The 25,612-nt window shown below is 60.4% G+C and carries 22 protein-coding genes, 3 tRNA genes and 1 pseudogene; 3 read left to right on the top strand and 23 right to left on the bottom strand.

What is annotated here, in order from left to right; translation table 11 throughout:
* Positions 1-62: 62 nt before the first annotated feature.
* The 6 genes from AB5Y81_RS04320 to AB5Y81_RS04295 all read right to left on the bottom strand — a co-directional run bounded on the left by AB5Y81_RS04320 (position 63) and on the right by AB5Y81_RS04295 (position 6,564).
* A complete protein-coding gene (locus AB5Y81_RS04320) occupies positions 63-932 on the bottom strand; it encodes a tetratricopeptide repeat protein (RefSeq protein ID WP_279484762.1) in 870 nt (289 codons plus the stop codon).
* Positions 933-1,045: 113 nt separating this feature from the next.
* On the bottom strand, positions 1,046-1,381 hold the full coding sequence (locus AB5Y81_RS04315; RefSeq protein ID WP_005303968.1) for a hypothetical protein: 336 nt from the start codon (positions 1,379-1,381) through the stop codon (positions 1,046-1,048).
* Between the two features lie 125 nt (positions 1,382-1,506).
* A complete protein-coding gene (locus AB5Y81_RS04310; RefSeq protein ID WP_279484760.1) occupies positions 1,507-1,848 on the bottom strand; it encodes a DUF2956 domain-containing protein in 342 nt (113 codons plus the stop codon).
* 86 nt (positions 1,849-1,934) lie between these two features.
* On the bottom strand, positions 1,935-3,773 hold the full coding sequence (locus tag AB5Y81_RS04305; RefSeq protein WP_279484759.1) for a bifunctional UDP-sugar hydrolase/5'-nucleotidase: 1,839 nt from the start codon (positions 3,771-3,773) through the stop codon (positions 1,935-1,937).
* 233 nt (positions 3,774-4,006) lie between these two features.
* Positions 4,007-5,548 (bottom strand): EAL domain-containing protein, encoded by a 1,542-nt coding sequence (locus AB5Y81_RS04300; RefSeq protein ID WP_206865724.1) that lies wholly within the window; start codon positions 5,546-5,548, stop codon positions 4,007-4,009.
* 158 nt (positions 5,549-5,706) lie between these two features.
* Positions 5,707-6,564: a Tim44 domain-containing protein gene (locus tag AB5Y81_RS04295; RefSeq protein WP_124249242.1), complete on the bottom strand. Its 858-nt coding sequence runs from the start codon at positions 6,562-6,564 to the stop codon at positions 5,707-5,709.
* 445 nt (positions 6,565-7,009) lie between these two features.
* Between AB5Y81_RS04295 and dnaB the strand changes: the two genes are divergently transcribed.
* Positions 7,010-8,404 carry a replicative DNA helicase gene (dnaB, locus tag AB5Y81_RS04290; protein ID WP_123245446.1) on the top strand — a complete coding sequence of 465 codons (1,395 nt, stop codon included), beginning with the start codon at positions 7,010-7,012 and terminating at the stop codon, positions 8,402-8,404.
* A 176-nt stretch (positions 8,405-8,580) separates the two neighbouring features.
* Entirely contained in the window at positions 8,581-9,654 is a 1,074-nt protein-coding gene (alr, locus tag AB5Y81_RS04285; protein ID WP_025202148.1) for an alanine racemase, read from the top strand.
* Between the two features lie 68 nt (positions 9,655-9,722).
* On the opposite strand, the pseudogene AB5Y81_RS04280 reads toward alr, so the two are convergent.
* The 8 genes and pseudogenes from AB5Y81_RS04280 to AB5Y81_RS04245 all read right to left on the bottom strand — a co-directional run.
* Positions 9,723-9,809 (bottom strand): annotated as a pseudogene (locus tag AB5Y81_RS04280) (ferredoxin); the annotation flags it as partial.
* Positions 9,810-9,833: 24 nt separating this feature from the next.
* The gene (locus AB5Y81_RS04275; RefSeq protein ID WP_017779173.1) at positions 9,834-10,082 is read right to left on the bottom strand and encodes a YfhL family 4Fe-4S dicluster ferredoxin; all 249 of its coding nucleotides are present in this window, start codon (positions 10,080-10,082) and stop codon (positions 9,834-9,836) included.
* Between the two features lies 1 nt (position 10,083).
* The gene (yegQ, locus tag AB5Y81_RS04270; protein WP_005303943.1) at positions 10,084-11,448 is read right to left on the bottom strand and encodes a tRNA 5-hydroxyuridine modification protein YegQ; all 1,365 of its coding nucleotides are present in this window, start codon (positions 11,446-11,448) and stop codon (positions 10,084-10,086) included.
* A 219-nt stretch (positions 11,449-11,667) separates the two neighbouring features.
* The gene (locus AB5Y81_RS04265) at positions 11,668-12,405 is read right to left on the bottom strand and encodes an EAL domain-containing protein (protein ID WP_017779174.1); all 738 of its coding nucleotides are present in this window, start codon (positions 12,403-12,405) and stop codon (positions 11,668-11,670) included.
* Positions 12,406-13,146: 741 nt separating this feature from the next.
* On the bottom strand, positions 13,147-13,419 hold the full coding sequence (locus AB5Y81_RS04260; RefSeq protein WP_005303800.1) for a hypothetical protein: 273 nt from the start codon (positions 13,417-13,419) through the stop codon (positions 13,147-13,149).
* 134 nt (positions 13,420-13,553) lie between these two features.
* Positions 13,554-13,638 (bottom strand) — tRNA-Tyr (locus AB5Y81_RS04255).
* A gap of 31 nt (positions 13,639-13,669) precedes the next feature.
* Positions 13,670-13,754: transfer RNA gene (locus AB5Y81_RS04250), tRNA-Tyr, on the bottom strand.
* A gap of 31 nt (positions 13,755-13,785) precedes the next feature.
* A tRNA-Tyr gene (locus AB5Y81_RS04245) sits at positions 13,786-13,870 on the bottom strand.
* 335 nt (positions 13,871-14,205) lie between these two features.
* Between AB5Y81_RS04245 and AB5Y81_RS04240 the strand changes: the two genes are divergently transcribed.
* Positions 14,206-15,438: a cysteine desulfurase-like protein gene (locus tag AB5Y81_RS04240; protein WP_043147230.1), complete on the top strand. Its 1,233-nt coding sequence runs from the start codon at positions 14,206-14,208 to the stop codon at positions 15,436-15,438.
* A 46-nt stretch (positions 15,439-15,484) separates the two neighbouring features.
* Here the strand turns inward: AB5Y81_RS04240 and AB5Y81_RS04235 are convergent, their stop codons facing one another.
* From AB5Y81_RS04235 to AB5Y81_RS04195, 9 genes are all read right to left on the bottom strand, one after another.
* Entirely contained in the window at positions 15,485-16,546 is a 1,062-nt protein-coding gene (locus AB5Y81_RS04235) for a chemotaxis response regulator protein-glutamate methylesterase (protein WP_279463372.1), read from the bottom strand.
* Positions 16,547-16,556: 10 nt separating this feature from the next.
* Entirely contained in the window at positions 16,557-17,027 is a 471-nt protein-coding gene (cheD, locus tag AB5Y81_RS04230) for a chemoreceptor glutamine deamidase CheD (RefSeq protein ID WP_017779177.1), read from the bottom strand.
* A gap of 11 nt (positions 17,028-17,038) precedes the next feature.
* On the bottom strand, positions 17,039-17,842 hold the full coding sequence (locus AB5Y81_RS04225; RefSeq protein ID WP_017779178.1) for a protein-glutamate O-methyltransferase CheR: 804 nt from the start codon (positions 17,840-17,842) through the stop codon (positions 17,039-17,041).
* Positions 17,843-17,898: 56 nt separating this feature from the next.
* Positions 17,899-20,070: a methyl-accepting chemotaxis protein gene (locus AB5Y81_RS04220; RefSeq protein ID WP_123245450.1), complete on the bottom strand. Its 2,172-nt coding sequence runs from the start codon at positions 20,068-20,070 to the stop codon at positions 17,899-17,901.
* Positions 20,071-20,135: 65 nt separating this feature from the next.
* Positions 20,136-20,708, bottom strand: coding sequence for a chemotaxis protein CheW (locus AB5Y81_RS04215; RefSeq protein WP_017763910.1), 573 nt, complete (start codon positions 20,706-20,708; stop codon positions 20,136-20,138).
* A 12-nt stretch (positions 20,709-20,720) separates the two neighbouring features.
* Positions 20,721-22,643 carry a methyl-accepting chemotaxis protein gene (locus AB5Y81_RS04210; protein ID WP_279484758.1) on the bottom strand — a complete coding sequence of 641 codons (1,923 nt, stop codon included), beginning with the start codon at positions 22,641-22,643 and terminating at the stop codon, positions 20,721-20,723.
* Between the two features lie 15 nt (positions 22,644-22,658).
* A complete protein-coding gene (locus AB5Y81_RS04205) occupies positions 22,659-24,872 on the bottom strand; it encodes a chemotaxis protein CheA (protein WP_017787734.1) in 2,214 nt (737 codons plus the stop codon).
* Between the two features lie 26 nt (positions 24,873-24,898).
* A complete protein-coding gene (locus AB5Y81_RS04200; protein WP_010634876.1) occupies positions 24,899-25,225 on the bottom strand; it encodes an STAS domain-containing protein in 327 nt (108 codons plus the stop codon).
* A 14-nt stretch (positions 25,226-25,239) separates the two neighbouring features.
* The gene (locus tag AB5Y81_RS04195; RefSeq protein WP_005303778.1) at positions 25,240-25,608 is read right to left on the bottom strand and encodes a response regulator; all 369 of its coding nucleotides are present in this window, start codon (positions 25,606-25,608) and stop codon (positions 25,240-25,242) included.
* Positions 25,609-25,612 lie beyond the last annotated feature (4 nt).

Raw genomic sequence — 25,612 nt, 5'->3', positions numbered from 1 at the left:
CGGGGGATGAAGCATGCGGGGCGGCCCATTGGCCGCCCCGCTGCGTTTCTGACGATGGTTGACTAGAGCTTGCCCAGCGCCTTGAGTCTGGCCAGCCGCTCTGCCTCGTTGGCCTTGAGCCAGCGATCCTGCGACAGCAGAAACCAGGCACGGGCGAAGTATTCGGCGGCGGCCGGCTCATCCAGCACCAGCGCATTCTCCCCCAGCTCTTCGAACACATAGCCATCCTCGGGCGCGCCGGCGGCAGCCATGTCGTCCTTCAGCTGGGTCAGCTCGGCCCGGGCCTGCTCGTGTTGTCCCTGGGCCCGGCTCAGGCGGGCCAGACTCCAGCGGGCGATAAAGGCCTTGGCCTGATTGTTATGCTGCTCGTGCCAGGCCAGGCATTTTTGCTGACATTGGCGGGCCTCTTCCAGCCGGCCCAGTTCGAACAGGGTCCAGCCCTGATTGTTGTAGAGGGTGGCGAGCCAGCCGCGTACCTTTGGATCCTGACTGCGCTCCGCCAGCTCCATCGCCAGCTGATGCCAGCGGCTCTGCTCCTCCAGCGGGGCGGCGATGGCCACCATGTGGGCCGCATCGATGGCGAGATAGAGCTCCTTGTGCTTGAGCCCAAGCTGCCACGCCTGTTCAAACAGCGTCCTGGCGCTGGCCTTGTCGCCGGCGGAGTTGAAGGTGCGGCCGCGCTCCAGCAAGGCGCGCAGGCGGGCCCGCGGGGTTGCCTCGGTGAGGCGGGGCTCTATCTCGTCGAGCAGCTGGTGTGCCTCGGCAAACTGGCGTTGCAGCGAATGGGTGCGGGCTATCTGGGTGAGCAGCTCCAGCTCGTATTGCAGGTCGGCGGCAGCGCGCGCCTCGGGCAGCAGAGCATGAAAACGCAGGGCGGTGGCGGCGGGGTCCTTGTAATCCCACTGCGCCATGAAATCAGGCGGATTGTCCATCTGGCCTCCTTGCTGGCGATCCTTTCACCAAGATGCCTGCAAGCCATTGTTTGTACAAGGGGCCCTCGTCACAGAGCGCCCCTTGAGTCATGGCAACGGCAGCGGCCAGCCGGTCAGTAGACCATGGCCAGGCTCATCAGCATCAGGCCGAGGGCGGCGAAGGCTCCCTCCTTGATGGCGAGGCGCGGCACCAGTGCCTTGGGCAGGGCCGGAAACAGGCTGAGGGCAAAGCCGAGCCCCGGCATCAGCCAGTGGAAGGCCGGGTTGCGCAGGCTAGGGTCTGCCGCACCATTGATGATGATGAGCAGAATGAAGAGGGTGAAGGCGGGCAGGATGAACCAGCGGGCGCTGCCGGCCGCGACCGCTCGCAGCGGCGAGATGCGATAGAGCAGCAGGGTCACGATAAACAGCACCAGGGGGGCCAACAGGTAGAGGGGAGCCGGGTTCATAACGGATATCCTGAAAAAGGGGGTAAACAGCAGTGGCGGGATTTAATCAGCCCGCAGCCGGGATGACCAGCCACAAGGGCCCGGGCTGTGAAGAAGATCCCAGGCAAAGGTTTGCCGGCGGCGTCTCAGCGCAGCCAGTACCAGGCGGCAAAGCCGAGCCAGCTCAATCCCAGCAGCAGCCAGGGCAGGGGATGCTGGCGGGTCACTTCCACCAGTTCGACGATGTCGTCCTGCTCCTCATCCTGCTGCGCTGGGTGAGACTGTTTGGCCTTGGCCTGCAGTTTTTTCTGGCGATTGGCCTCGCGGGCCCGCGCCTTTATCTGCTTCTTGTATTCGTCTATGCCTTTCTGGATCCCCTGGGCGATCAGCTGGGTCTGCTCCTTGGTCTGTCCCGGTTTCTGGTTGGCGCGGGCAATTTTCATCGCCTCCTGCTGGGTCTCGGGGGAAATCTTGTCGTACTTCGCCATCAAAGGGTCTCCTCGGCATCGATTGGCGGGGAGTATGCCATAAAAACGGCGCCCTCAGGCGCCGTTGCAACAGCTTGTGAGCCGGATCAGGGCTTGTAGTAGGTCACGGTCGCATAGGGCAGCGGATTGAGGGTGCCCTGGGACTCGGCGTACTCCATGAACATCTCGTTCTCGCCCACGCCGGAGTCGACGTAGTCACCCTTGTTGGGCAGCTCTTCGCGCTTGAGCAGACCGCTGTAGCCATCCTTGCCGGAAGCGATGTAGGTGTTGGCACCAACGCGGTAGACCTTCTCATCATCCAGCGGCAGCCACTGGCCGTTGACGTCCAACATCTCCAGCTTGGTGATGCGGGAGCCCTTGGCCAGCTTGCCGTCATAGGTGTAGCTCAGGTGGCCGACGTAGGGGAAGGCACCGCTGGAGGCGGCGATCCCGGTCTCCAGACCGATGGAGTAGTCAACGGCGTACTCCAGGGTGGCACGCACGTCCTTGCCCTTGAGGTTGAAGGCGGCGATCTTGTTGCCAAACGGCAGCAGGGTCCCCATCACGTAACCGACCGAGAGCGGGCCCGCGTTCACGTCGGCACGCACACCACCGGCGTTCTGGATGGTGAAGTCCACCTTGGTGTTGAGCTTGTTGAGCTTCCAGTAGAGCGATTCGGCCACCAGGGGATCGATGAGGCCAGCGCCGTCCGGGGTGGTCGGCACGCGCACGTGGGGCAGCTTGGTCGGCACGTCGGCGATGATCTTGGCCTCGAGCTCGGCCACGGCCGGCTTGTACTCGGTGTCGATCACGTCGCGCATGGCAGTGTCTTCCGGCACGATCTCGATGACCGGAGACTTGCTGATGAAGTCGACCACGTTGGTCTGCTCGGTGCCGCTCAGCGGAACCTTCTTCTTGGCCACTTCCTTGGTGAAGTCGTCGCCGGTCATCAGGGTGTTGCGCCCTTCACACTTGGTGAGCTCGCCTTCCTTGCTCAGGGAGACGTTGACCAGGCCGTAGCCCTTGGCCCATTCGCCGGCCTGCACGATACAGGTCTTGCCGCCGTCCGGGTTGTTGACGATCTGGGCATAGGTGTTGTCGTCGGCCGGGTTCTGGTTGTGGGCGGTGTAGCCGATGCTGTTGAGCTCGGTGATGTCGCCGAGGAAAGTCTGGGAGTGACCGCCGACGATCAGGTCGATGCCGTTGACAGCCCTGGCGACCGCCTGGTCATTTTGCAGGCCGATATGGGTGACCATGATGATCTTGTTGGCACCCTTGGACTTGAGGGTGTCGACCATTTTCTGGGCGGTCTCAATCATCGGCAGGAATTGGGTGTCTTTGTCCGGTGAGGAAATATCATGCATATTTTCCAGCACCAGTCCGAAAATACCCACGCTCTCGCCATTGACTTCCTTAATGACATATTCGTGAATATTCTCGCTGTCCTTCAGGGTGGCGCTACTGGATTTCACCATATTGGAAGCCAATACCGGGAAATTCACCCGTGAGACGAAGTCTTTAATTGCTTGGTTGCCCAGATCGAATTCATGGTTGCCGAGCACCATGGCATCGATACCCATGTCGGAGAGCAGTCGGGACTCCTCTTCCCCCTTGAACTGGGTGAAGTAGAGGGTGCCCTGGAAGGCGTCACCACCGTTGAGCACCATGAAGTTGCGGCCTTCGCTGGCCGCCTGGCTGCGCAGCTCGTCCAGCTTGAACTTCAGACGCGGATAGCCGCCCAGCTTGGCGTTGAACTTGAACAGCTCCTGCCCGCTCGGCTGGATCGCCAGGGCATTTTCGGTCGGGTCGAGGTGGGCGTGGGTATCATTGATGTGGGCAATGGTCAGATCCAGCGGAATATGTTCCTTGCTGCTGTTTTCTGAATTGCAGGCGGTCAGCCCGAACAGGGTAATTGAGACGGTGACGGCCAGTAGCGTCTTCTTCATCGGTAATATTCCTCTTGTTGTTATAGTCCTGTATATCGTTCCTGCATGACAGGAGTGTGGCGATTCTAGGCAAAAAGTAATAATTGGAAATAAACAGAGCTGATTCCTTTGAGCTACTGCACATTAATAAAGCAAATAAACGTTTGCGTGATTTTGCGCAGCAGGACAGGGGCGCGGCGGGGATTTTCCATCAGCACGGCGGGTGATGCAACCCTGCCGTGCCCGGGCGGGATTCAGGGCGTTGAAATGATGTTCAGCCGCTGCAGAAATTGTTGCGGGGTGAGCGGGCGGCCATAGAGATAACCCTGCAGATAGTCGACGTGACGCTCGGTGAGAAAGTCGGCCTGCTCCCGGGTCTCGACCCCCTCGGCGATGGTTTTCAACCCCAGCCGGGTCGCCAGATTGATGGTGCTGTCGAGAATGTGGCGGGAGAGGGCGTTGGTGCCGATCATGGCGACGAAGCTCTGGTCGATCTTGAGATAGTCCACGTGAAACTGCTGCAGATAGGTGAGGCTGGAGTGACCGGTACCAAAGTCATCCAGCCCTATCCTGACCCCCATCTGCCGCAGCTCGTCAAACAGCTGCCCGGTGAGCTGGTTGGGGGTGATGAGCTCGCGCTCGGTCAGCTCCAGCACCAGGGTGACCTCGTTGGCGGCGAAGGCGGCGAGAAAGGTGCGGCAGTCATCCACCAGGCTCAGCTGCTGGCAGTGACGGGCACAGATGTTGAAGCTGAAGTGGAAGCGGGGTGGCAGCGCCGCCGCATGGGGGGCGAACTGCAGCCGCACCTGCTGCATCAGGGTCTGGGTCATCAGGATGATGAGGCCGCTCTCCTCCGCCAGCGGGATGAAGAGATCCGGCCGGATCAGCCCCTGGCTGTGATGCTGCCAGCGCATCAGCACCTCGCAGCCGTGCAGCTGGCCACTCTGGCTGACAACGATGGGTTGCAGATAGGGGATGAACTCCTGCTTGATGATGGCGCGTCTGAGCTCCTGGGTCGGGGTCGAGATATGGCTCCACCAGCGGTAGGTGGCGAGGCCGGCCAGCCCTCCCAGGAGCAGGATCAGCAGTATGATGGTGCTCTGTTTTTGCAGGGTGGTGGTCAGCACGGCGCTCAGCGGAAATCCCTGATTGAGGCTGTAGTTGAATGCCGCCGAGTCGAGTCGGTAGTTGAAGCCCCGCAGCCTGGGCGGTTGGCCATCGTGCACCTTGCCACGCAGGTCGAGCCACTGCTCGCCTATCTGTACCCAGCTGTGCGCCCCGGCGAGGCGCCACTGCAGCGGCTTGCTCAGGTGATAGGGGTTGATGGCGACCACCACGGCGTTGTTCCCCTCGCTCAGGTGATAAAACAGCAGCGACGGCTTGCGTCCGAGCCGGGTCACGGCCTCCAGCCTGAGCCGCTCGTGGCGATCGTCCTGCAGCCGGTCCTCGAGATCGATTTCGTCGAAGATGGAGGAGCAGTAGAGGCGGCCGTTGCGGGAGAGGTTGATCGAGCGCACATAGGGGGAGGTGGCGACCAGCACCCGCAGCTCGCGGGCCACCTCGCGACAGGGGCGGCTGGCCAGCGGCAGGGCCGCCCTGGCTGCCTGGGTCGAATGGGAGAGGGCGCTGTCGATCTGCGTGATGGCGCGTTCGGCGGCGGTCTGGGCCTGCTGCCGGGTCATCGACCAGGTTTGCCAGTAGAGGGTGGCAAGGGAGATGAGGATCAGGATGGCGCAGCAGAGCAGGCTGGCCAGGAGACGAGGCATGTTGCTGCTACGCAGAAAGGGGAACACCATGTACCACGCCTCGTGAAGGTTCAATTGAACAAAAAAAGGTCGGACATACTACACAATCACACCTCAATCTCCTAGCCACCACAAGGGGCTTCAGCGACCTCCAAAAAGCAAAGGCGGCCCGCAGGCCGCCTTTATCCGTCATCTCTGGCTGGTCGAGCTTACAGCTGCTCGATGCCGACGATGTGCCAGGGTGCATTGTCCTTGGCCAGGTTGCGCTCGAGGTGCCACACCTCCTTGATGTCCTCCTCGACCTGCTCCTGGCGATCCATGTAGCGGCCGCTGAAGCGCACGCTCACCTGGGCCCAGTCGCTGCCGTAGTCGGCGCGCACCAGCTGGGTATCCACATACATCACCTCGGTGTGCTGCTCACCGGTCAGCTCGGCGCGGTCGGCCTTGAGCTGCTCGAACAGCTCGGGGCTGACGTATTCGCGGATCTTCTCCAGATCGTTCTTGTTCCAGGCTTCCTGCAGGGTGCGGTAGTGATCGCGGGCGCCGGCCAGGAAACCGTTCATGTCAAAACCTGGCGGCAGGCGGAACGGCACGTCGCTGTCGGCGAAACCGGTGGCCTGCGGGGCGCTGTGGTTCTGCTCGAACTGCTGGGGAGCCGCACTCTGGGGCGGCTGATAGCCGGCATAGGCCGTCTGTTGCTGCTGCGATGCCGCCATCTTGCCCTTGCGCAGGGTGCGGAACAGGAATACGCCGCCCAGTGCCAGCAGGGCGATCAGCAGGAAGTCCATCCCTTGCAGCCCTTCGAAGGCACCGCTGCCCAGCAGGTAGGCGAACAGGCCGCCGGCCAGCAGACCACCCAGCAGGCCGCCCATCATGCCCCCTTTCTTGGGTGCCTGGGCGCCCACGGTCGGGTTCTTGGTGTCGACCGGCTTGGCGGCGGGCTGGGCCGGCGCCGTCTTGTAGCTCTTGCCGAAGGATTTGCCGCCGCCAAACTTCTTGGCTTCGGCGTGAGGTGCCCCCAGGCCAATGGCCAGGATCACGGCAAACAGGGTCAGCATCTTTTTCATTTTGACTCTTTTCACTCTCATCAGTGGGTGGGGCATGCTCTGCTTTGGCAAGCTCAGCGAGGCGCATGGCAGGCTGCATGTCCCTAAATGTGTCGCAGCTTGGGCCAATATGTACCATGATTGGCATGAATTATTCATGAACGAAGAACCACGTCGTGTGGGTGTCAATGGCAGGAGTATGTCCCATGAAAAACAGACGGTTGAGCCGCAAGGAGCGCAAACTGCGCAGCAAAACCAGACAGAGCAAGGGTGAACTGACCCTGGTCTGGCCCTTTATCGTGGTTTGAGCCCCGTTTTGCGCGGCAACGGACATCAGGAGGCGATGGCAGCAACCAACAGGAGGGCGGTTGGGCCACAGAGAAGTGAATAGCGCGTATTTGCGCTCGCGATGGCGGGGTTTCTTTTGTAAAATTCCCGTCCCCTTCCCGCTGCGGTTTTTATGTGTATGGCAGAGCAAGTGACGGCGAAAAAAGACGCCAAGACACAACAGCTGAAAGTACCTCCCCACTCTTTTGAGGCCGAACAGTCCGTACTGGGCGGCCTGATGCTGGACAACGAGGCCTGGGATCGGGTCGCCGAACGGGTGATCGACAAGGATTTCTACAGCCGCCCGCACCGCCTGATCTTCCAGGCCATGACCCGGCTCTCCAATGCGGGCAACCCCATCGACCTCATCACCCTGCAGGAGGAGCTCGAGCGCTCCGAGCAGCTCGAAGAGGCCGGTGGCTTCGCCTATCTGGTGGAGATCGCCAAGAACACCCCGAGTGCCGCCAACATCAACGCCTACGCCGAAATCGTGCGCGAGCGGGCGGTGGTGCGGGAGATGATCTCGGTCGCCAACGAGATAGTCGAAGCGGGCTACGAGCCCCAGGGTCGCACCTCCAACGATCTGCTGGATCTTGCCGAGAGCAAGGTATTCCAGATCGCCGAGCAGCGCACCAGCGCCAACGAGGGCCCTCAGCCGCTCAAGCTCATCCTCGAGCAGACCGTCGACAAGATTGAAGAGCTGTTCAAGACCCCCCACAACGGGGTGACCGGCGTCTCGTCGGGCTACAACGATCTGGACAAGATGACCGCCGGTTTGCAGCGTTCGGACCTGGTCATCGTCGCGGCCCGTCCCTCCATGGGCAAGACCACCTTTGCCATGAACCTGTGCGAGCACGCGGCGCTCACCGCCGACAAGCCGGTGCTGATCTTCTCCCTCGAGATGCCCTCCGAGCAGATCATCATGCGTATGCTCGCCTCGGTGGGGCGCATTGACCAGACCAAGGTGCGGACCGGTCAGCTCGACGACGAGGACTGGGCACGGCTCTCCTCCACCATGGGGCTGCTGCTCGAGAAGGGCAAGATGTACATCGACGACTCCTCCGGCCTGACCCCGACCGAAGTGCGCTCGCGCGCCCGTCGGGTGGCGCGGGACAACGGCGGCATCAGCATGATCATGGTGGACTACCTGCAGCTGATGCGGGTGCCGAGCCTCTCCGACAACCGTACCCTTGAGATCGGTGAAATCTCTCGCTCCCTCAAGGCGCTGGCGAAAGAGCTGCAGTGCCCTGTAGTGGCGCTCTCCCAGCTGAACCGAAGCCTGGAACAGCGCGCCGACAAGCGCCCGGTCAACTCGGATCTGCGGGAATCGGGCTCCATCGAGCAGGATGCGGACTTGATCATGTTCATCTACCGCGACGAGGTCTATCACGACGACAGCCCCGACAAGGGGATCGCCGAGATCATCATCGGCAAACAGCGTAACGGCCCCATCGGCCGGGTGCGGCTCACCTTCCAGGGGCAGTTCTCGCGCTTTGACAACTACGCGGGTCCGGCGTTTGATGATGACTACTGATCATCAGGTGACCCGCTCTGCGTGCGTCACCCTGATGATGGTAAAGAGAGTTCCATAAACAGTTTTCCCGGTTCGACAATTCTGCCGGTCCGGCCTTAGACGATGACATTTGAGGGCTGACACCACCCGGTGCCTGACGCGTTGGCGCGTTATCATGCCCTCGTAAGGGAAAACAGATGAAAGCGGCTATCGCCCAAATCAATACAGCGGCCCTGCGCCACAACCTCGCCGTGGTCAAACGCCACGCCCCCGAATGCAAGATCATCGCCGTGGTCAAGGCCAACGCCTATGGCCACGGCCTGCTGCCGGTCGCCCGCACCCTGGTGGATGCGGACGCCTACGCGGTGGCCCGCATCGAAGAGGCGCTGATGCTGCGCTCCTGCGCCGTGGTCAAGCCCATCGTGCTGCTGGAGGGTTTCTTCAGCGCCGCCGACCTGCCGGTGCTGGCGGCCAACAACCTGCAGACCGCGGTGCACACCTGGGAGCAGCTCGAGGCGCTGGAGCAGGCCGAGCTGCCCGCCCCCGTGGTGGCCTGGCTCAAGCTCGACACCGGCATGCACCGGCTCGGCGTGCGGGCCGACGAGATGCCTGCCTTTATCGAGCGGCTCGGCAAGTGCAAGAACGTGGTGCAGCCGTTCAATATCATGACTCACTTCAGCCGCTCCGATGAGCTGGAACAGCCCACCACCCGCGAACAGATCGACCTGTTCAGCCAGCTGACCGCGCCGCTTTTGGGCGAGCGGGCCATGGCCAACTCGGCGGGCATCCTGGCCTGGCCGGATTCCCACTGCGACTGGGTGCGCCCAGGGGTGATCCTCTACGGCGTATCGCCCTTCCCCAATACGGTGGCGGCGGATTACGACCTGCAGCCGGTGATGACCCTCAAGACACAACTGATTGCGGTGCGGGATCACAAGGCGGGCGAGCCGGTGGGCTATGGCGCCAACTGGGTGTCGGATCGCGATACCCGGCTCGGGGTCATCGCCATCGGTTACGGCGACGGTTATCCACGGATGGCCCCCAACGGCACGCCTGTGCTGGTCAATGGCCGCATCGTGCCCCTGGTGGGGCGCGTCTCCATGGACATGACCACGGTGGACCTGGGGCCTGGCGCCACCGACAAGGCGGGCGACGAGGCGGTGCTCTGGGGTGAAGGGCTGCCGGTGGAGCGGGTGGCCGACCAGATCGGCACCATCCCCTACGAGCTCATCACCAAGCTCACCTCCCGCGTCTTTATGGAATACGTCTAGCTGCCGTGAGCGCCAAACGTGAAAAAGCCCCGCATGCGGGGCTTTTTTATACCTGTGGATTACCGATGTTACTGCCGGTGCATCCGCACGAACTTCTCCATCAGCTGCTCTTCGGTTTCCACCATATGGAGGGGATCCCGGAGGATGCAGTCCATGTAGAGCTGACGCTGATGCCAGTGTTACTGCCTGTGCATCCGCACGAACTTTTCCATCAGCTGCTCTTCGGTCTCCACATGGGCGGGATCCCAGATGATGCAGTCGATAGGGCAGACGCTGATGCAGGTCGGCTTCTCGTAGTGACCGACGCACTCGGTGCAGCGATTGGGGTCGATCTCGTAGATCTCCTCGCCGAGGCTGATGGCCTGGTTAGGACACTCGGGATCGCACATGTCACAGTTGATGCACTTGTCGGTGATGAGCAGGGACATCTCAGGCGGCCGAGTGGGGCTGGCGGGTGTCCTCGCGCTCGCCGAGGTTGCGCAGCAGGATGCCGTAGTTAACGTCCACTTCCTTCGGTACCGGCACGTAGACCACGTGGCCGTTGCCCGGCGCGGTATCGATGAGCTCGCCCTTGCGGTTCTGCATCTGCTCCAGATTGAAGCTGAGGTTGCCCTGCGGGGTCATCAGCTCCAGGCTGTTGCCCACCAGGAACTTGTTCTTCACCTCGACTTCCACCATGTCGCCGTTGCGACCGGTGATCTCGCCGACGAACTGCTGGGTGTCGGAGACAGAGTAGCCGTAGTCGTAGTTCTGGTATTCGCTGTGGTTGTGACGGCGCAGGAAGCCCTCGGTGTAACCGCGGTGGGCCAGATTTTCGAGGGTGCCCATCAGGCTGCGGTCAAACGGCCGGCCGGCTACCGCATCGTCGATCGCCTTGCGATAGACCTGGGCGGTGCGCGCACAGTAGTAGAAGGACTTGGTACGGCCTTCGATCTTCAGCGAATGGACGCCCATCCTGGTCAGCCGCTCCACGTGCTCGACGGCGCGCAGATCCTTGGAGTTCATGATGTAGGTGCCGTGCTCGTCCTCGAACGCGCTCATGTACTCGCCCGGACGGTTGGACTCTTCCAGCAGCACCAGCGCATCGGTCGGCTTGCCGGCACCCAGGGTCGGGTCGACCTTCTGCACGGCGATGGGCTCCTGACGATGGACGATCTGGCCCACCTCGTCCTCTTTACCCTCGTGCACTTTGTACTCCCAGCGGCAGGAGTTGGTGCAGGTGCCCTGGTTGGGGTCGCGCTTGTTGATGTAGCCGGAGAGCAGGCAGCGGCCGGAGTAGGCCATGCACAACGCCCCATGGACAAACACTTCCAGCTCCATCTCAGGGACCTGCATGCGGATCTCTTCGATTTCGTCCAGCGACAGCTCGCGAGAGAGGATGGCACGGGTCAGACCCATCTGATGCCAGAACTTCACCGTGGCCCAGTTGACCGCGTTGGCCTGCACCGAGAGGTGAATGGGCATGTCCGGGAAGGCTTCACGCATCATCATGATGAGACCGGGGTCGGACATGATCAGCGCATCCGGGTTCATCTCCACCACGGGGCGCATGTCGCGGATGAAGGTCTTGAGCTTGGAGTTGTGGGGCTGGATGTTGGCCACCACGTAGAACTGCTTGCCGAGGGCATGGGCTTCGTTGATGCCGAGCTGCAGGTTCTCGTGATCGAATTCGTTGTTGCGCACCCGCAGGCTGTAGCGGGGCTGGCCGGCATAGACGGCATCGGCGCCATAGGCGTAGGCGTAACGCATGTTCTTGAGGGAACCTGCGGGGGAGAGCAATTCTGGTTTAAACATGTCGGACTCTTATGTCTGATTGCAAATCAGGACGGCGCCACCTGATGGCGTCGTATGGGTTGAGCTGTGCCGGGAGTGGATACTCACACCGCACACCCGGTCACGGCATACCCGGCATCGGCCGGATAAACGGGGTGCGAGATTGTACTCGCCCTCACCGTATCATGCAATTTGGCAGGGAATCATCCCCGGCGCGAGTCGACGGGTAAAATGGGCCGCTCAGGCCCAGCGGGAGAGGGGGGAAGGCATGGCGTAGGCGTAGCCCTGCTGATAGTCACAGCAGAGCCGGTTGGCTGTCTCGATGTGCTGCAGGGTTTCGACCCCTTCGCACACCACCTTGATGCCAAGCCGCTGCAGGTACTCCACCAGACCGGTCAGCATGCGCAGGGCATGGGGTGTCTTGCTGGCTTGCAGCAGCAGGGAGCGATCCAGCTTGATGATCTCGTAGGGTAGCGCCATCACTCGCTGGAAGTTGCAGGCCTGGGTGCCAAAATCGTCGCAGGCGATGTGGGCACCGTGCTCGCGCAGCACCTCGATCAGCGCCCGATGCGGAGGGTGCAGCGGGGCGTGCTCCAGCACCTCGAACCAGATCTCGATCCCCAGCTTGCGCGCCTGCATCAGCACCAGCAACAACAGGTTCTGATAGGTGGGGCTGCTCAGGGTCGGGTTGAGGTTGATGGAGAGCAGATAGGAGCCCGCCTTTGCCAGGGTCGGCAGATCCCGCATGACGGCTCTGAGCATGACGATGTCCAGATGCAGTGACTGCTCCTCACTGAGGGAGGCAAAGTCGATGCCCTGATAACTCAGCTGAGCCGGATCCCAGCGTCTGGCCAGCACCTCATAGCCCTTGACCTGATGATCCCGCCCTATGATCGGCTGATAGAAGGGCACAGCAAGCTCGGCCACCGGGATGCTTGCCATGTCACTCATTGGGTACTCTTCTTGAAATGCAAACACGGCACTCACCTGTTGACGGATATGGCCGTGGATAATAGCGGAGGGAGCGCGGAATGTTCTGTAGGAACTCTCTGATAATATGGGTGAGTTAGCCGGGTGGATATATTTATGTGCCTCGATGAAATATATTTTTTATATAAAATTAATACTTCCTGACTGCATGTGATAATGCAGAGAAGCTAACCGGTTGCTGGCATTAAATAACAGCGCCTAAATTTCGGCTTGAACAAGTATGTCAACGCTGTATGGCAGGTCAGCATGATTTGGTAAAAATTGGGCGCTCAAACTGCTGATGCCAAGGTGTTGGTGAGGGTTGCCATTCATTGGATTACCCGCTAACTGGCCTGCCTTGCTCACCACCTTAGCAGAGCAAAGTCGGCAGGGCTTGGGTGGCGTTCCCTCTGGGGTCATCAACCAGGCCAGCAGGGGAGGGGAAAATAGAATGTTTATGAGAAACAGACTTGGTGACTGACCAAAAATATTGATGGCGAGCTTTCGATGTATTTTATCAAGATTGTTTTCATTGGTTCATAGTTTGGCGGGATATTTCGCAGGGGGCATGATGAGTGGGGGGGATGATGGTTGGAATTAAAGAAATGTGCTGCTTGGTTGAGAAGATATATCCCGCCGCATGGCCAGCTATAGTGAGTAGCTTGTGGTAAAAGTCTTGGAGAGAATTTTTAAAATAAATACCGATATTGAGTTCATTTCTACATGTAACGGTATCGCGGGCGCTGACTATCAGCGGGCAACGGCCTCAAGCGGCAGCAATGGGGTTTTGCGCTGTTCTGGCTCTATGGCCTGTGCCAGCCAGTCCCAGTCGAGCAGGGGGGTGTCTGCCTTGAAACGCTGATAGGCGAGACCCTTGTCGACGGTCAGAAACAGGGTGGTCGGCAAACCGATGCGGTTGATATAACGCACCATCACCTCACCCCGGTAGCTGGTCAGCCGCTGTTGCAATTGCTGCAGGTTCAATCCTTTCGCCTGCCCTGCTTCATCCCAGATCTCAAACATGGTCATGTCCTTGAACGATATGGCAATACTGTTTCCAAAAGCGGGCCCACAGGCAATTGTCAGATCTGACAGTGTCAAATGGATAGATGCGTGAAAAGCGAAAACCCGGCACTAGGCCGGGTTTTCTTGAATGATGGTGGAGGGAGAAGGATTCGAACCTTCGAAGGCAGAGCCGTCAGATTTACAGTCTGATCCCTTTGGCCGCTCGGGAACCCCTCCACAGGGGTACTACACAAATTGTTCAGGAAGATGGTGGAGGGAGAAGGATTCGAACCTTCGAAGGCAGAGCCGTCAGATTTACAGTCTGATCCCTTTGGCCGCTCGGGAACCCCTCCACGGGGTATTTTCCTGATTGTTGCACTTGAATGGTGGAGGGAGAAGGATTCGAACCTTCGAAGGCAGAGCCGTCAGATTTACAGTCTGATCCCTTTGGCCGCTCGGGAACCCCTCCCCAAGTGCGAGGCGCATACTATCAGATCTTCGCCCTTTGTGAACCCCTTGCGGGCATATCTGGCGACAAAAAAGTATCATTCGGTCATTTTTTGATATTTATCGCTCATTTTTCACGCTTATCAACGACTTCCCTGCTGCTGTCTGGCATTGATCAGGATGGTGGCGAGGCGAGGTGTCGCACTAGCCGGTTGCCATCAGGCAGCGTTTTATACTGAAAAATTCACCTTATTTTGTAAGTGTGATGGCTGACCGCTTCGCTGATGGACATTGCTGCTGCCGCATTTTACTCTCGCCATGTTATTCAACTGTTAACATGGATTGTGGACTTCTCCTATGCAGGCTCTCGATATCGCTGTGTTGCGCGGCCAGTTCCCCGCTCTCAATCAGTTGGTTGAAGGCAAAACCCCCGTTTTTTTTGACGGCCCCGGCGGGGCCCAGGTACCACACGCCGTGCTCACGGCCATGACAGATTACCTCGGCCGCTTCAACGCCAATCTGGGCGGCCCCTTTTTCTCGGCCAGGGCGACCGAGCAGCAGGCCCTGCGGGCCAGGCTGGCGGTGGCTGCCTTGCTGGGGGCGGAGCGGGCTGAAGAGATAGTGTTCGGCGCCAACTTCACCACCCTGACCTTTGCGCTGAGTCGTGCCTTGGCCAGAGAGTGGCAGGCGGGGGACGAGATCATCGTCAGCGCGCTCGATCACTACTCCAACGTCTCCAGCTGGCAGCAAGCGGCAGCGGATCGTGGCGTGGTAGTGCATCAGGCAAGAGTCGATGTGACGACCGGGGGGTTGGACTATGCGCATCTGTTCAGCCTGCTCGGACCCAAAACCCGGCTGGTGGCGGTAACAGCGGCCTCCAACACCACGGGCACTCTGGTCGATATTCCGCGTATCGCCGATGCGGTGCACGGGGTGGGGGCCCTGCTCTACGTAGATGCGGTGCACTTTGCGCCCCACGAGCGCATCGACGTGCAGGCCTGGGATTGCGACTTCCTCGGTTGTTCCGCCTACAAGTTTTTCGGCCCGCACCTCGGCATCCTCTTCGGCAAGCATCGCCACCTGGCGCATTTCACCCCCTACAAGGTTGAACCGGCCAAAGATGTGGCGCCCTACAAGTGGGAAACCGGTACCCAGAGCTGGGAGGCGCTGGCGGGAGTAGAAGCGACCGTAGAGTATCTGGCCTCCCTGTCCGGGCTGGACGGCGCCGAGCATGAGCTGGAAGCTCGCCTCGATCTGGCGTTTGCCCGCAGCCAGGCCCATGAGCGGCAGCTCAGCGAGCATCTGCTGGCCAGGCTGGCCGAGCGCCCCTGGTTCACCCTGCACGGCATTCAGGGCAGCAAGGGGCGCACTCCTACCTTCGCCCTCACCTCAAGCCGTCATAGTCCCGCCGAGATGGCCGAGTATCTGGGGCAACATCAGGTGTGCAGCTGGGCCGGCCACTTCTATGCGCTGGCGCTGGTGGAACAGTTGGGGGTGAGCGACGGTGTGCTGCGAATAGGCTGCATGCACTACAACACCTCGGCGGAGATTGATCGCCTGTTCGCCCTGCTCGACGACATGCCGCATTGAAACAACACAGCCCGGTCAGGCCGGGCTGTGTCACCTCATCTGTCTGCTAGCGGCCCACGATGGCGTGATGGATATCCTGCAGCGGCAGGACATGGCGGGCGGCGCCGAGCTTGATGGCCTCCTTGGGCATGCCGAAGACCACGCAGGAGGCCTCATCTTGGGCAAAGGTATTGGCGCCTGCTTCCAGCATCTCGCGCAGCCCGCGCGCACCGTCATCCCCCATCCCGGTCATGATGATGCCGGTGGCATTGCTGCCGGCAAACTTGGCCACCGAGCGAAACAGCACGTCCACCGAAGGGCGGTGGCGGTTGATGAGGGGGCCGTCCATCACGTCGACGTGATAGTAGGCGCCGCTGCGCTTGAGCAGCATGTGCTTGCCGCCCGGGGCGATGAGCGCGAGCCCGGGGATCACCCGATCGTTGCTTCTGGCTTCCCGCACCTCTATCTGGCACAGGTTGTTGAGCCGCTCGGCAAAGGAGGCGGTGAACTTCTCCGGCATGTGCTGCACGATGACGATGCCGGGGCAGACCCGGGGCAGGGTAGTCAGCACGGCCTCCAGTGCCTGGGTGCCGCCGGTGGAGGTGCCGATCGCCACGATCCGCTCCGTGGTCTGGGCCATGGCATGCTGGCTGGCTGGCGCAATGATGGCATCGGCATTGAGCTTGGGGGCGACCGTGGTGGACTGGGTTCTGACTTGGCGTCTGACATTGGCCTGGGCGGCGGCGCGTACCGCCATGGCCAGCTCTTGTGCTGACTCCTGCAGGAAGCTTTTCAGACCGACCGTGGGCTTGGTGATGATGTCGACGGCGCCGGCGGCCATCGCCTGCAGCGTGGTTTCCGCCCCCTTCTCGGTCAGGGATGAGCAGATCACCACTGGGGTGGGGTGCTCGGCCATGATCTTGGTGAGAAAGGTGATGCCATCCATGCGTGGCATCTCCACGTCCAGCACGATCACGTCTGGCCACTCCTTCTTCAGTTTCTCTTGTGCAAACAGCGGGTCGGAGGCGGTGGCAATCACCTTGATATCGGGCTCCTGCTCGAGAATGGCCTGCAACACCTGCCTCACCACGGCGGAATCATCCACCAGCATGACTCTTATCTGTTTCATTCCCGTCCCCTTAGCGGTGTGGCAAGCGATGATGACGTACCCAGACATTGCCGTTGGCCAGCTCGAAAATCAGACTTCTGTGTCCCGCATGGCCAAGATGATGGGCCTTGATGGTCAGGCCCAGGTGCTGGGTCAGCTGCCAGGCCGCCTTGATGTTCTTGATGGCCACATTCATGGTGTTGAGCGTTTGCTGTTCTATAAACATGTTGCCGCCGCCAAACAGCTTGACCTCGTATTCGTGGATGGGGGCGGGGTGCTTGCCTATTTCGTGGATAAAAAGCTGGATTGCCTCATCGGCATAACGACCGTCCAGACCCGGTGCGCTGTGGCCGCGGCTGGGCAGCATGTAATGGCACATGCCACCTCGCTTCTGCTCCGGATGCCACATGGTAATGGCCACGCAGGAGCCAAGATGGGTGCGGATGATGGCGTCATCCTGCCCAAAGAAGAACTCGCCCGGTTGCAGCATGACCTCTTTCATACTGAAAAAACTCAAGGTTTCAAATAGATGGAAGGGGATACCAGTTGCAGGCCGTGGGGCAGGCCGTTCAGGCTCTCGGCGTGACTGACGATGAGGTAGCCCCCTTTTCTCAGGCGCGGCACCAGCCGCTGCAGTACCTGTCCCTTGGTTTCCCGGTTGAAATAGATCATCACGTTGCGGATCAGGATGACATCGAACAGCCCGATGTCAGGCAACTCCTGATTCAGGTTGATATGGTAAAACTGCACTTTCTCGCGCAGCTTGCGATCGATGATGAAGGTGCCCTCCTGAAAGCCGACCCCCTTCAGGCAGTACTTCATCAACAATGGCAGCGGGATGTTGTGGGCCCGTTCGATGGGATAGAGCCCCGTTCTCGCCTGCTCCAGCACCCGGGTCGAGATATCCGAGGCGATCACTTCCCAATTACCCAGCTCCAGATGGTCGGCCAGGGTCATGGCCAGGCTGTAGGGCTCTTCGCCGGAAGAGCTGGCCGCGCTCCAGATCCGAACCATCCGCTCTTTTGGCAACTGGCGCAGCACCTTGTTACCGAGAAATTCGAAGTGCTTGGGTTCGCGAAAAAAGTAGGTCTCGTTGGTGGTGAGCAGATCGAGCGCAATCTGCAGTTCACTGCCGCGGTTGTGCATGATCAGGCTGAAATAGTCGCCATAGCTCTCCAGCTCATAGTAACAGAGCCGTTTTGACAATCGGCTGGCGACCAGGGCCTTCTTGGCCGGTGACAGATCGATCCCCGCCGTCTGGTGGATCCAGCGTTGAAACTGCGCAAATTCATCATCATGCAACTGGGTCTGATACACGGAAGGACTCCCGAAACAAACGGGGTGCGGGTGAGCTCCACTCACCCGCATCCGGGTTAGAAGCGAACAAAATCACCGTCATTGTGGGGTCGGGGCAGGTTGCCATTACCTTCTGCGGCACTGTTCTCGAGCATGAAGCGGCCGCGGGGGCCGGTGCGGGTGGCTGCCACCTTCTGGCCGGCATTGAGCTTGTGCCGCTCAAGGGTGAAGAACTCCATCGCCAGTTGCAGCTGTTCGGCCTGGCTGCTCATCTCCTCGGCGGTGGCGGCCAGCTCTTCGCTGCAGGATGCGTTCTGCTGGGTCACCTGGCTCAGCTGGTTCATGGCGATGTTGATCTGGCTGACGCCGGTTGACTGCTCTGCGGAGGCGGCGCTGATCTCCTGCACCAGATCCGAGGTCTTGTTGATGGAGGGCACCATCTGATCGAGCAGACGGCCCGCTTTCTCCGCCATGTCGACACTGCTTGAGGCCAGCTCGCCAATCTCCTGGGCCGCTACCTGGCTGCGCTCCGCCAGCTTGCGTACCTCGGCAGCCACCACGGCGAAACCCTTGCCGTGATCGCCGGCCCGGGCCGCCTCGATGGCGGCGTTGAGGGCCAGCAGATTGGTCTGGTAGGCGATGTCATCTATGATGCCGATGCGCTTGGCAATCTGCTTCATGGCATCGACCGTGAGCTTGACCGCCTCGCCGCCTTCTACCGCCTCCTTGGCAGCCTTGCTGGCCATGCCATCGGTAACCTGGGCGTTGTCGGTGTTCTGGTTGATGCTGGCGCTCATCTGCTCGATGGAGGCGCTGGTCTCCTCCATGCTGGAAGCCTGCTCGCTGCTGGACTGGCTGATGGACTGGGCGGTGGCGCTGACCTGCTCGGCGGCGCTGGAGAGGTTGTCGGATGCCCCCAGCACCTCGGTAACAATGTTGGTGAGCGAGACGATGGTCTGGTTGAGGGAGTCCTTGGTCGTGCCGAATACGCCGGGGTAATCGGCCTCTATGTGCTGGGTCAGATCCCCGCGCGCCAGTGACTGAACCACCCTGATCACGTCGTTGAGACTGGTGTCGATCACCTCGGCGATACGATTTATCCCCTCCCCAAGGTTCTGGAAGAAGCCGCTCTTGCCGGTGAGGTCCATGCGGCGGTGCAGTTCGCCATTGATGACGGACTGGACGATTTCCGACATCTCTCGCTCGATGGCGACCTCCTTGGTGCGATCCGACCATTCGACCACGGAGCCCAGCCGCTCGCCATCGTCGCCGAATACCGGGTTGGCGATGAGGGCGAAAGTGCGTCCCCCCAGCATGATCTGGGTACGGTAGGTGTTGTTCAGCTTGGCCAGCATGCTGCGTTGATGGCCTGGATTCTTGTGAAAGCTGTCGATGTTGGCGCCCATCAGGTTGGCCGAGTTGAAGTGGTGCAGCTCCTTGCGGATGTCGGTTTCAGCCTGGCCCAGCATTTCCCTGACCGCTTCGTTCATGTAGATGATGTTGAGATCGGTATCGGCGATCATCACGTTGGTGCTGGCCCCGTCGAGCGCCTTCTTGACTCGCAGACTTTCGGCGGCCGCCTGCTTGGCGGCGGCATTGGCAGCTTTCACTTCATTCTCGATGGCGATCTCCTTGGTACGGTCGGCCCACTCCACCACGGAGCCGAGCCGCTCGCCACCGTCATTGAAAACGGGGTTGGCGATCAGGGAGAAGGTGCGGCCTCCGACCGTGATCTGGGTGCGGTAGGTCTTGTCCAGCTTGGCCAGCATGTTGCGCTGGTGGGAGGGCTCCTTGTGGAAAGTATCGATGTTCTTGCCCATCAGATGCCTGACGTCGAAGCTCGGCAGATCCTTGCGAATATCCGACTCTGCCAGTCCCAGCATGGCCAGCACGGCTTCATTCATGTAGACAATGTTCAAATTGGTATCGGCGATCATCACATTGGTCGAGGCACCATCCAGCGCCTTGCGCACTCGCAGGTTTTCTTCGTAGAGCGCCTGGTTGGCCTCGCGGGCGGCGAGCGCACTGCCAAGGCGATCTCCCAGCAGCCCCAGTACGGCATTGAACTCCTGGCAGAGCTCCTTGAGAGGGCCGGTGAGCGTGTCCAGCTCTAGCTGGGCGGGCTGTTTGCCTTGCTGGATCCCCTGAGCTAGGTTGCGGGTTGCACCAGTCAACTGGCGCAGTTGTTCCTGCAGCAAGGCATGAGCATTGCCGTTGCCAAACAGATTGCCAAAGAGTGATTGAGTCATGGGCCTTATCCTTGTGCGACATGTCATTGCTGTGTGGTGGAGCGAAACGCTGATTTATGTTGTTGTCATGGCGTTTGTGGTTTTTGTTCCAGCAGCCGTTCCTGCTGCTGGGTCAGTTCGCTGAGCTGGGCCATCTCGTCGATGGAGAGCACCTTCTCGGTATTGATGAGAATGACGAACTTGCCGTTGACCTTGCCCATGCCGCTGATGAAGTCTGCCCGGATGCGGGCCCCGAAGCTTGGTGGCGGCTCAATCTCGTTGCAGGGGATGGTCAGTACCTCGGAAACGGAGTCCACCACCACGCCTATGTCCTGATTGCCGTGTTCCGGGTCGTCCGGGTGCACGTTCTCGATGATCACGATGCAACTGCGGCGAGTGATGCTGGAGGGGGCATTGCCAAAACGGGCGTTGAGATCCACCACAGAGACGACGGCTCCCCTCAGGTTGATCACGCCTCGAATAAAACTCGGCATCATGGGGATGGGGGTGATGTTGCCGTATTCGATGATCTCCTTGACCCCGAGAATGTTGATGGCAAACATCTCGCCGTTGATGAGAAAAGTCAGGTACTGGGCATCACCCTGATTGTCATGTACCAGCGTGCCAGGCTGGGCGACCACTTCGGTAGACATGCTCATGAGGCTCTCCGGTTAAAAGCGGACAAAATCGGTTTCGTCAACCTGCGGTTGCGCAGCCACATTGCCATGCAACGGGGGCTGGGCCGGCATCACAAACTTGCCTCTGGGAGACACCCCCTTGTGCAGGTTTTCGACCTGTCTGGGTGAGCGGCCGCTGCCTTGCAGGGAGAAAAAGTCCATGGTCTGCTGCAGCTCGTTGGCCTGGGAGCTCATCTCTTCTGCAGTGGCGGCCAGTTCCTCGCTGCTGGCAGCATTTTGCTGGGTCACCTGATTGAGCTGGCTCATGGCAAGGCTTATCTGGTTGGCGGCGCTGGCCTGCTCCCCGGAGGCAGCGTTGATCTCCTGTACCAGATCGGAGGTCTTGCGAATGGAGGGCACTATCTTGTCGAGCAGACTGCCCGCCTTCTCGGCGGTATCGACGCTGCTTGACGAGAGTTCGCCTATCTCCTGCGCCGCGATCTGGCTGCGTTCGGCCAGCTTGCGGACCTCGGCGGCGACCACAGCAAAGCCTTTGCCATGTTCACCGGCCCTGGCCGCCTCGATAGCGGCATTGAGCGCCAGCAGATTGGTCTGGTAGGCGATGTCGTCGATGATGCTGACCTTGCGGGCGATCTGCTGCATCGCTGCAACCGTCTGCTGTACCGAACGGCCCCCTTCGGTGGCCTCCAGTACGGCGCTGCTCGCCATGTTGTCGGTCACCTTGGCGTTGTCCGTGTTCTGGTTGATGCTGGCGCTCATCTGTTCAATGGAGGCGCTGGTCTCTTCCACGCTGGCTGCTTGCTCACTGGTGGCTTGGCTGAGGGACTGGGCCGTGGTGCTGACCTGGTTGGAGGCGTTGGTCAGGTTGTCGGCGGCGTTGCGAACTTCCTCGATGATGGCGGTCAGCGCGGCGATGGTGCTGTTGAGGCCATCCTTGGTCTGACCGAAAATTCCCGGGTAGGGCTGCTCAATCTTCTGGGTGAGGTCACCCTGCGACAGGGCGGTGGCAATGCGCATCACGTCGTTGAGGCTGGTGTCGGTCACGTTGGAGAGACGATTGAGCAGTTCGGAGAGGCGCTTGATGTAACCCTGCCGTCCGTCCAGTTCAATCTTGTAGCTGAAATCCCCCTGTTCGACGGCGGCGGTCACCAGCGTTTCTATGTCGGTAATGAGGGACGTCAGCTTGTTGACCATGTTCTGCATGGCCAGCAACAGCTGGCCGGCTTCATCGTGGGCTCCGATGTCGATGGTGACGTCGAGATTGCCGTCCGCCAGGTGGTTGGCAACCTGCAGGGCCTGGTTGATGGGAGAGATGATGCTGCGAATGAGGACGATGCCAAACCAGGCTGCAGCCACCATGCCGGCGGCGACCACAGCCATCATGGTAAGCAGCATGACGTCATACCAGGCCTGGGCCTGTTCGTATTCTGATTTGGCAACGTCGAGCTGCAGGCTGACCAGCTCGGTTATCTTGCTGCCGATGGGGTCGATGGAGCTATATAGCTTGCCGTCAAACTCATTGAGCGTATCCGCAATGACACCATGCTGATTTGAGAGAAAGGCCTCCAGCCTGGTGATGTCTCGATCCGCGGTATTGAACAGGCTGTTGGCCTCGGCCGACAGCTTCTGTTCGGCTGCGGTCAGCTTGGTGGCCTGATAGTGTTGCCACTCCAGCTTGATCTGCTGCTGGGCATGCTGGATCTGCTGCAACGCCTCCTCGGCGCCGACGAGACCGGCATTGGCCTTGTTGACATTGTCTATGATGGCGACGGCGTAGTTGTCCGAGATGGTTTTGAGCTGCTTGAGCGGCACCACCCGGTCGTTGTAGACCCGCTGCAGCCCTTTGTTGCTGCTATGCATGTTGTAGAGCCCGAGCACACCTACGCCAAACAGCAGTACGCAGAGCAGACAGAGCAGAATGGTGAGTCGTAGTTTGATGGTGGAGTTTTTGAACATGTCAGGCTCCTGATGTTAATTGACTCTTGGTTGGGATTGCAGACGTGGAATGGCGTACTGGCTCAGCTGGCCCAGCTCCTGGTCGATGGCATGCTGGATCAGAGAGGGAATATCCAGAATGAGGGCTACCTCGCCGCCACCCAGAATGGTGGAGCCGCTGATCCCCTGCAGGCGCTGGAACAGCTTGCCGAGCGGTTTGATGACGGTCTGGAACTCCCCCAGCAGCTCGTCGACCACCAATCCTGACTTCTTGCCGCCATGGCTGACGACCACGATATTTTCCCGGCGGCCACGGGTTCCCTCGACATCGAAGTAGTGCTGCAACCGGACGAATGGCAGCACTTCACCACGCAGATTGATGTAGTTGCGCCCCTGGGTATCGTCCAGCGCGCTCTGGGTCAGTTCCACGCACTCGATCACCATATCGAGGGGGATGACGTAGTAAGTGGTGCTGACGCGCACCAGAAAGCCATCGATGATGGCCAGAGTCAGCGGCAGCCGGATCTGTACCCGGGTGCCAAGGCCGGGCTTGCTGTCCAGCTCGACACTGCCACGCAGGGCCTGGATATTGCGTTTGACCACATCCATGCCCACCCCGCGTCCGGAGAGATTGGTGATGGCCTCCGCGGTGGAGAAGCCGGGCTCGAAGATTAGCTGGTAGATCTCCTGATCCGACAGGGTGGCATTGGCTGCTGCCAGCCCCCGCTCCTGCGCTTTTTGCAGGATCCTGGCTTTGTTGAGGCCGGCGCCATCGTCCTGGATCTCGATGACAATGCTGCCGGAGTCGTGATAGGCGTTGAGGGTCAGGGTGCCCCGTGCCGGCTTGCCGGCCGCCAGCCGTTTCTCGGCCGCTTCTATGCCGTGATCCATGGCATTGCGCACCAGATGCATCAAGGGATCGCCGATCTTCTCCACCACCGATTTGTCCAGCTCGGTGTCGCCGCCGGTGATCACCAGCGCTATGTCCTTGTTCAGCTCGTGGCTGACATCCCGCACCACCCGCTGGAAGCGGTTGAAGGTATCGCCGATGGGCACCATGCGCAGGCGCAGGGCACCATCGCGGATCTCCTCGACCAGCATGGCAATGGTGGAATTGGCCTCCTGCAACTGGCTATCCCGGGAACGCTGGGCCAGCAGGTTGGCGCCGGAGCTGGCCACGACCAGTTCTCCCACCAGATTGATCAACTCATCCAGCTTGTCGGCGTGGACCCGGACATAACGTCCTTCCTTGTTCTTGTTCTCCTTGCTCTGATTCTGTTTCTTGAGCGCGGCGTCCACCACCACTTCGTTGACGGCACCCTGGGCTATCAGGATCTCCCCCAGCTTGTTGGTGTCGGCCTGCGGCTGCTCATGTTGGGCTTGCAGGCCGAGCGCGAGCTCGCTGGCCGTCAGTGCGCCGGTCTTGACCAGCAGTTGCCCCAGCATCTCGTTGTCTTCCGGCAGGGCGTTGATGAGCGCTATGTACTCGGCGATCTTGCTGTGGGGCGGCAAGATGCTGATGAGACAGTCGTCTCGCACGAATTCGAACACATCGCTCAGGGCACTCTTGTCGGCCTGGGAGTCCAGATCGATCTCGTAGCCGAGGTAACAGCTCTCAGGATCGAAGTGTTCCCACTCCGGCAGGGCATGGTGAATGGTCTCGATGGCGCAGAGGGTGCCCATGGTACCGAGGTAGCGCAGGAAAGAGGTGGGATCCATGCCGTTGCGCAGCACGTCAAGACCAAAGCGCAGGGAGATGTGCCACAGGGAGGTAGCGCTGACATGACCCTCCTCCTTGCTGACCGGATCGGCATCGGCAGGCTGGGTCCGCTCCGGCAGCGTGGTCTGGTTGCCGCTTTGGTGACGAGCCAGATTGCGCCGCAGCAACTCATCCTGAGCCTGTTCATCCGCACCAAGGGCTTCCCCCTGTTCAGCTACCAGGCTGACCAGGCGTTCGATGTGATCCCGACTCTCCAGCAGATCCTTGATGAGCGCTTCACTGATCGCCAGCTGCTGGTTGCGCACCTGATCGAGCAGGTCCTCGACGATGTGGGTGAAGCTGACGATGGGTTGCAGGCCGAACAAGCCGGCGGAACCCTTGATGGTGTGCGCCGCCCGGAAGATGGCGCCGATGAGCTCGCCATTGTCCGGGTCGTTCTCCAGGGTCAGCAGCGCGGACTCCATCTCCTCCAGCAGCTCGCGCGCCTCGGCGATATAGGTTTGCAGGGCCTGATCAAGATTGATGCTCACGAATGACTCCTTGTCCGCAGAACCGGTTAGGCGTGATCGGCGTGGGGAATGAGGGTGGGATCACCGAAGAAGGCCGCCAGCTGGCACAGCTCAAGGGCATCTAGCACGGCATGGCTGTGCATGACCAGATGCAGCGGATAGCCTCCCTGCTGCGCCGTCTTCTTGGCCGCCAGCAGCAGCTGCAAACCGGCGCTGTCCATTTCGCTGACCTGGGAGAGATCCAGTTCCAGCTCCTGCTGGCGATAGAGCAGGGGTGTTAGCGCCTGTTTCAGCTCGGCTGCTGTGTAGATGGTCATCTCGCCCGAGATGGTCACGACACACTTGTGCTCACCCGTTTCGATTTGCAGCGGCATGAACGCCTCCCGGCTCAGGGCATGATGAGCTTGGCCACGGCAGCCAGCATCTGATCCGGCTGGAACGGCTTGACTACCCAGGCCTTGGCTCCCGCGGCCTGTCCCTCCTGCTTCTTGCTGTCCTGGGACTCTGTCGTCAGCATGATCACCGGAGTGAACTTGTAGCTGGCCAGCTTCTTGGCCTCCTTGACGAAACTGATGCCGTCCATGTTCGGCATGTTGACGTCGCTGATGATGAGGTTGATCTTCTTGCCATCGAGCTTTTTGAGGGCATCCTTGCCGTCACTGGCCTCCATCACCTCGTAACCGGCACCCTTGAGCGTCATGCCGACGACCTGGCGTATGGTGGCCGAGTCATCCACTATCAGGACTGTTTTGGGCATATCT

The sequence above is a fragment of the Aeromonas sp. s2 genome, assembly GCF_040907935.1.
Taxonomy (GTDB): Bacteria; Pseudomonadota; Gammaproteobacteria; order Enterobacterales; family Aeromonadaceae; genus Aeromonas; species Aeromonas dhakensis.
The sequence above is the reverse complement of the archived record's forward strand: the minus strand, read 5'-3'. Positions and strand labels throughout refer to the sequence as shown.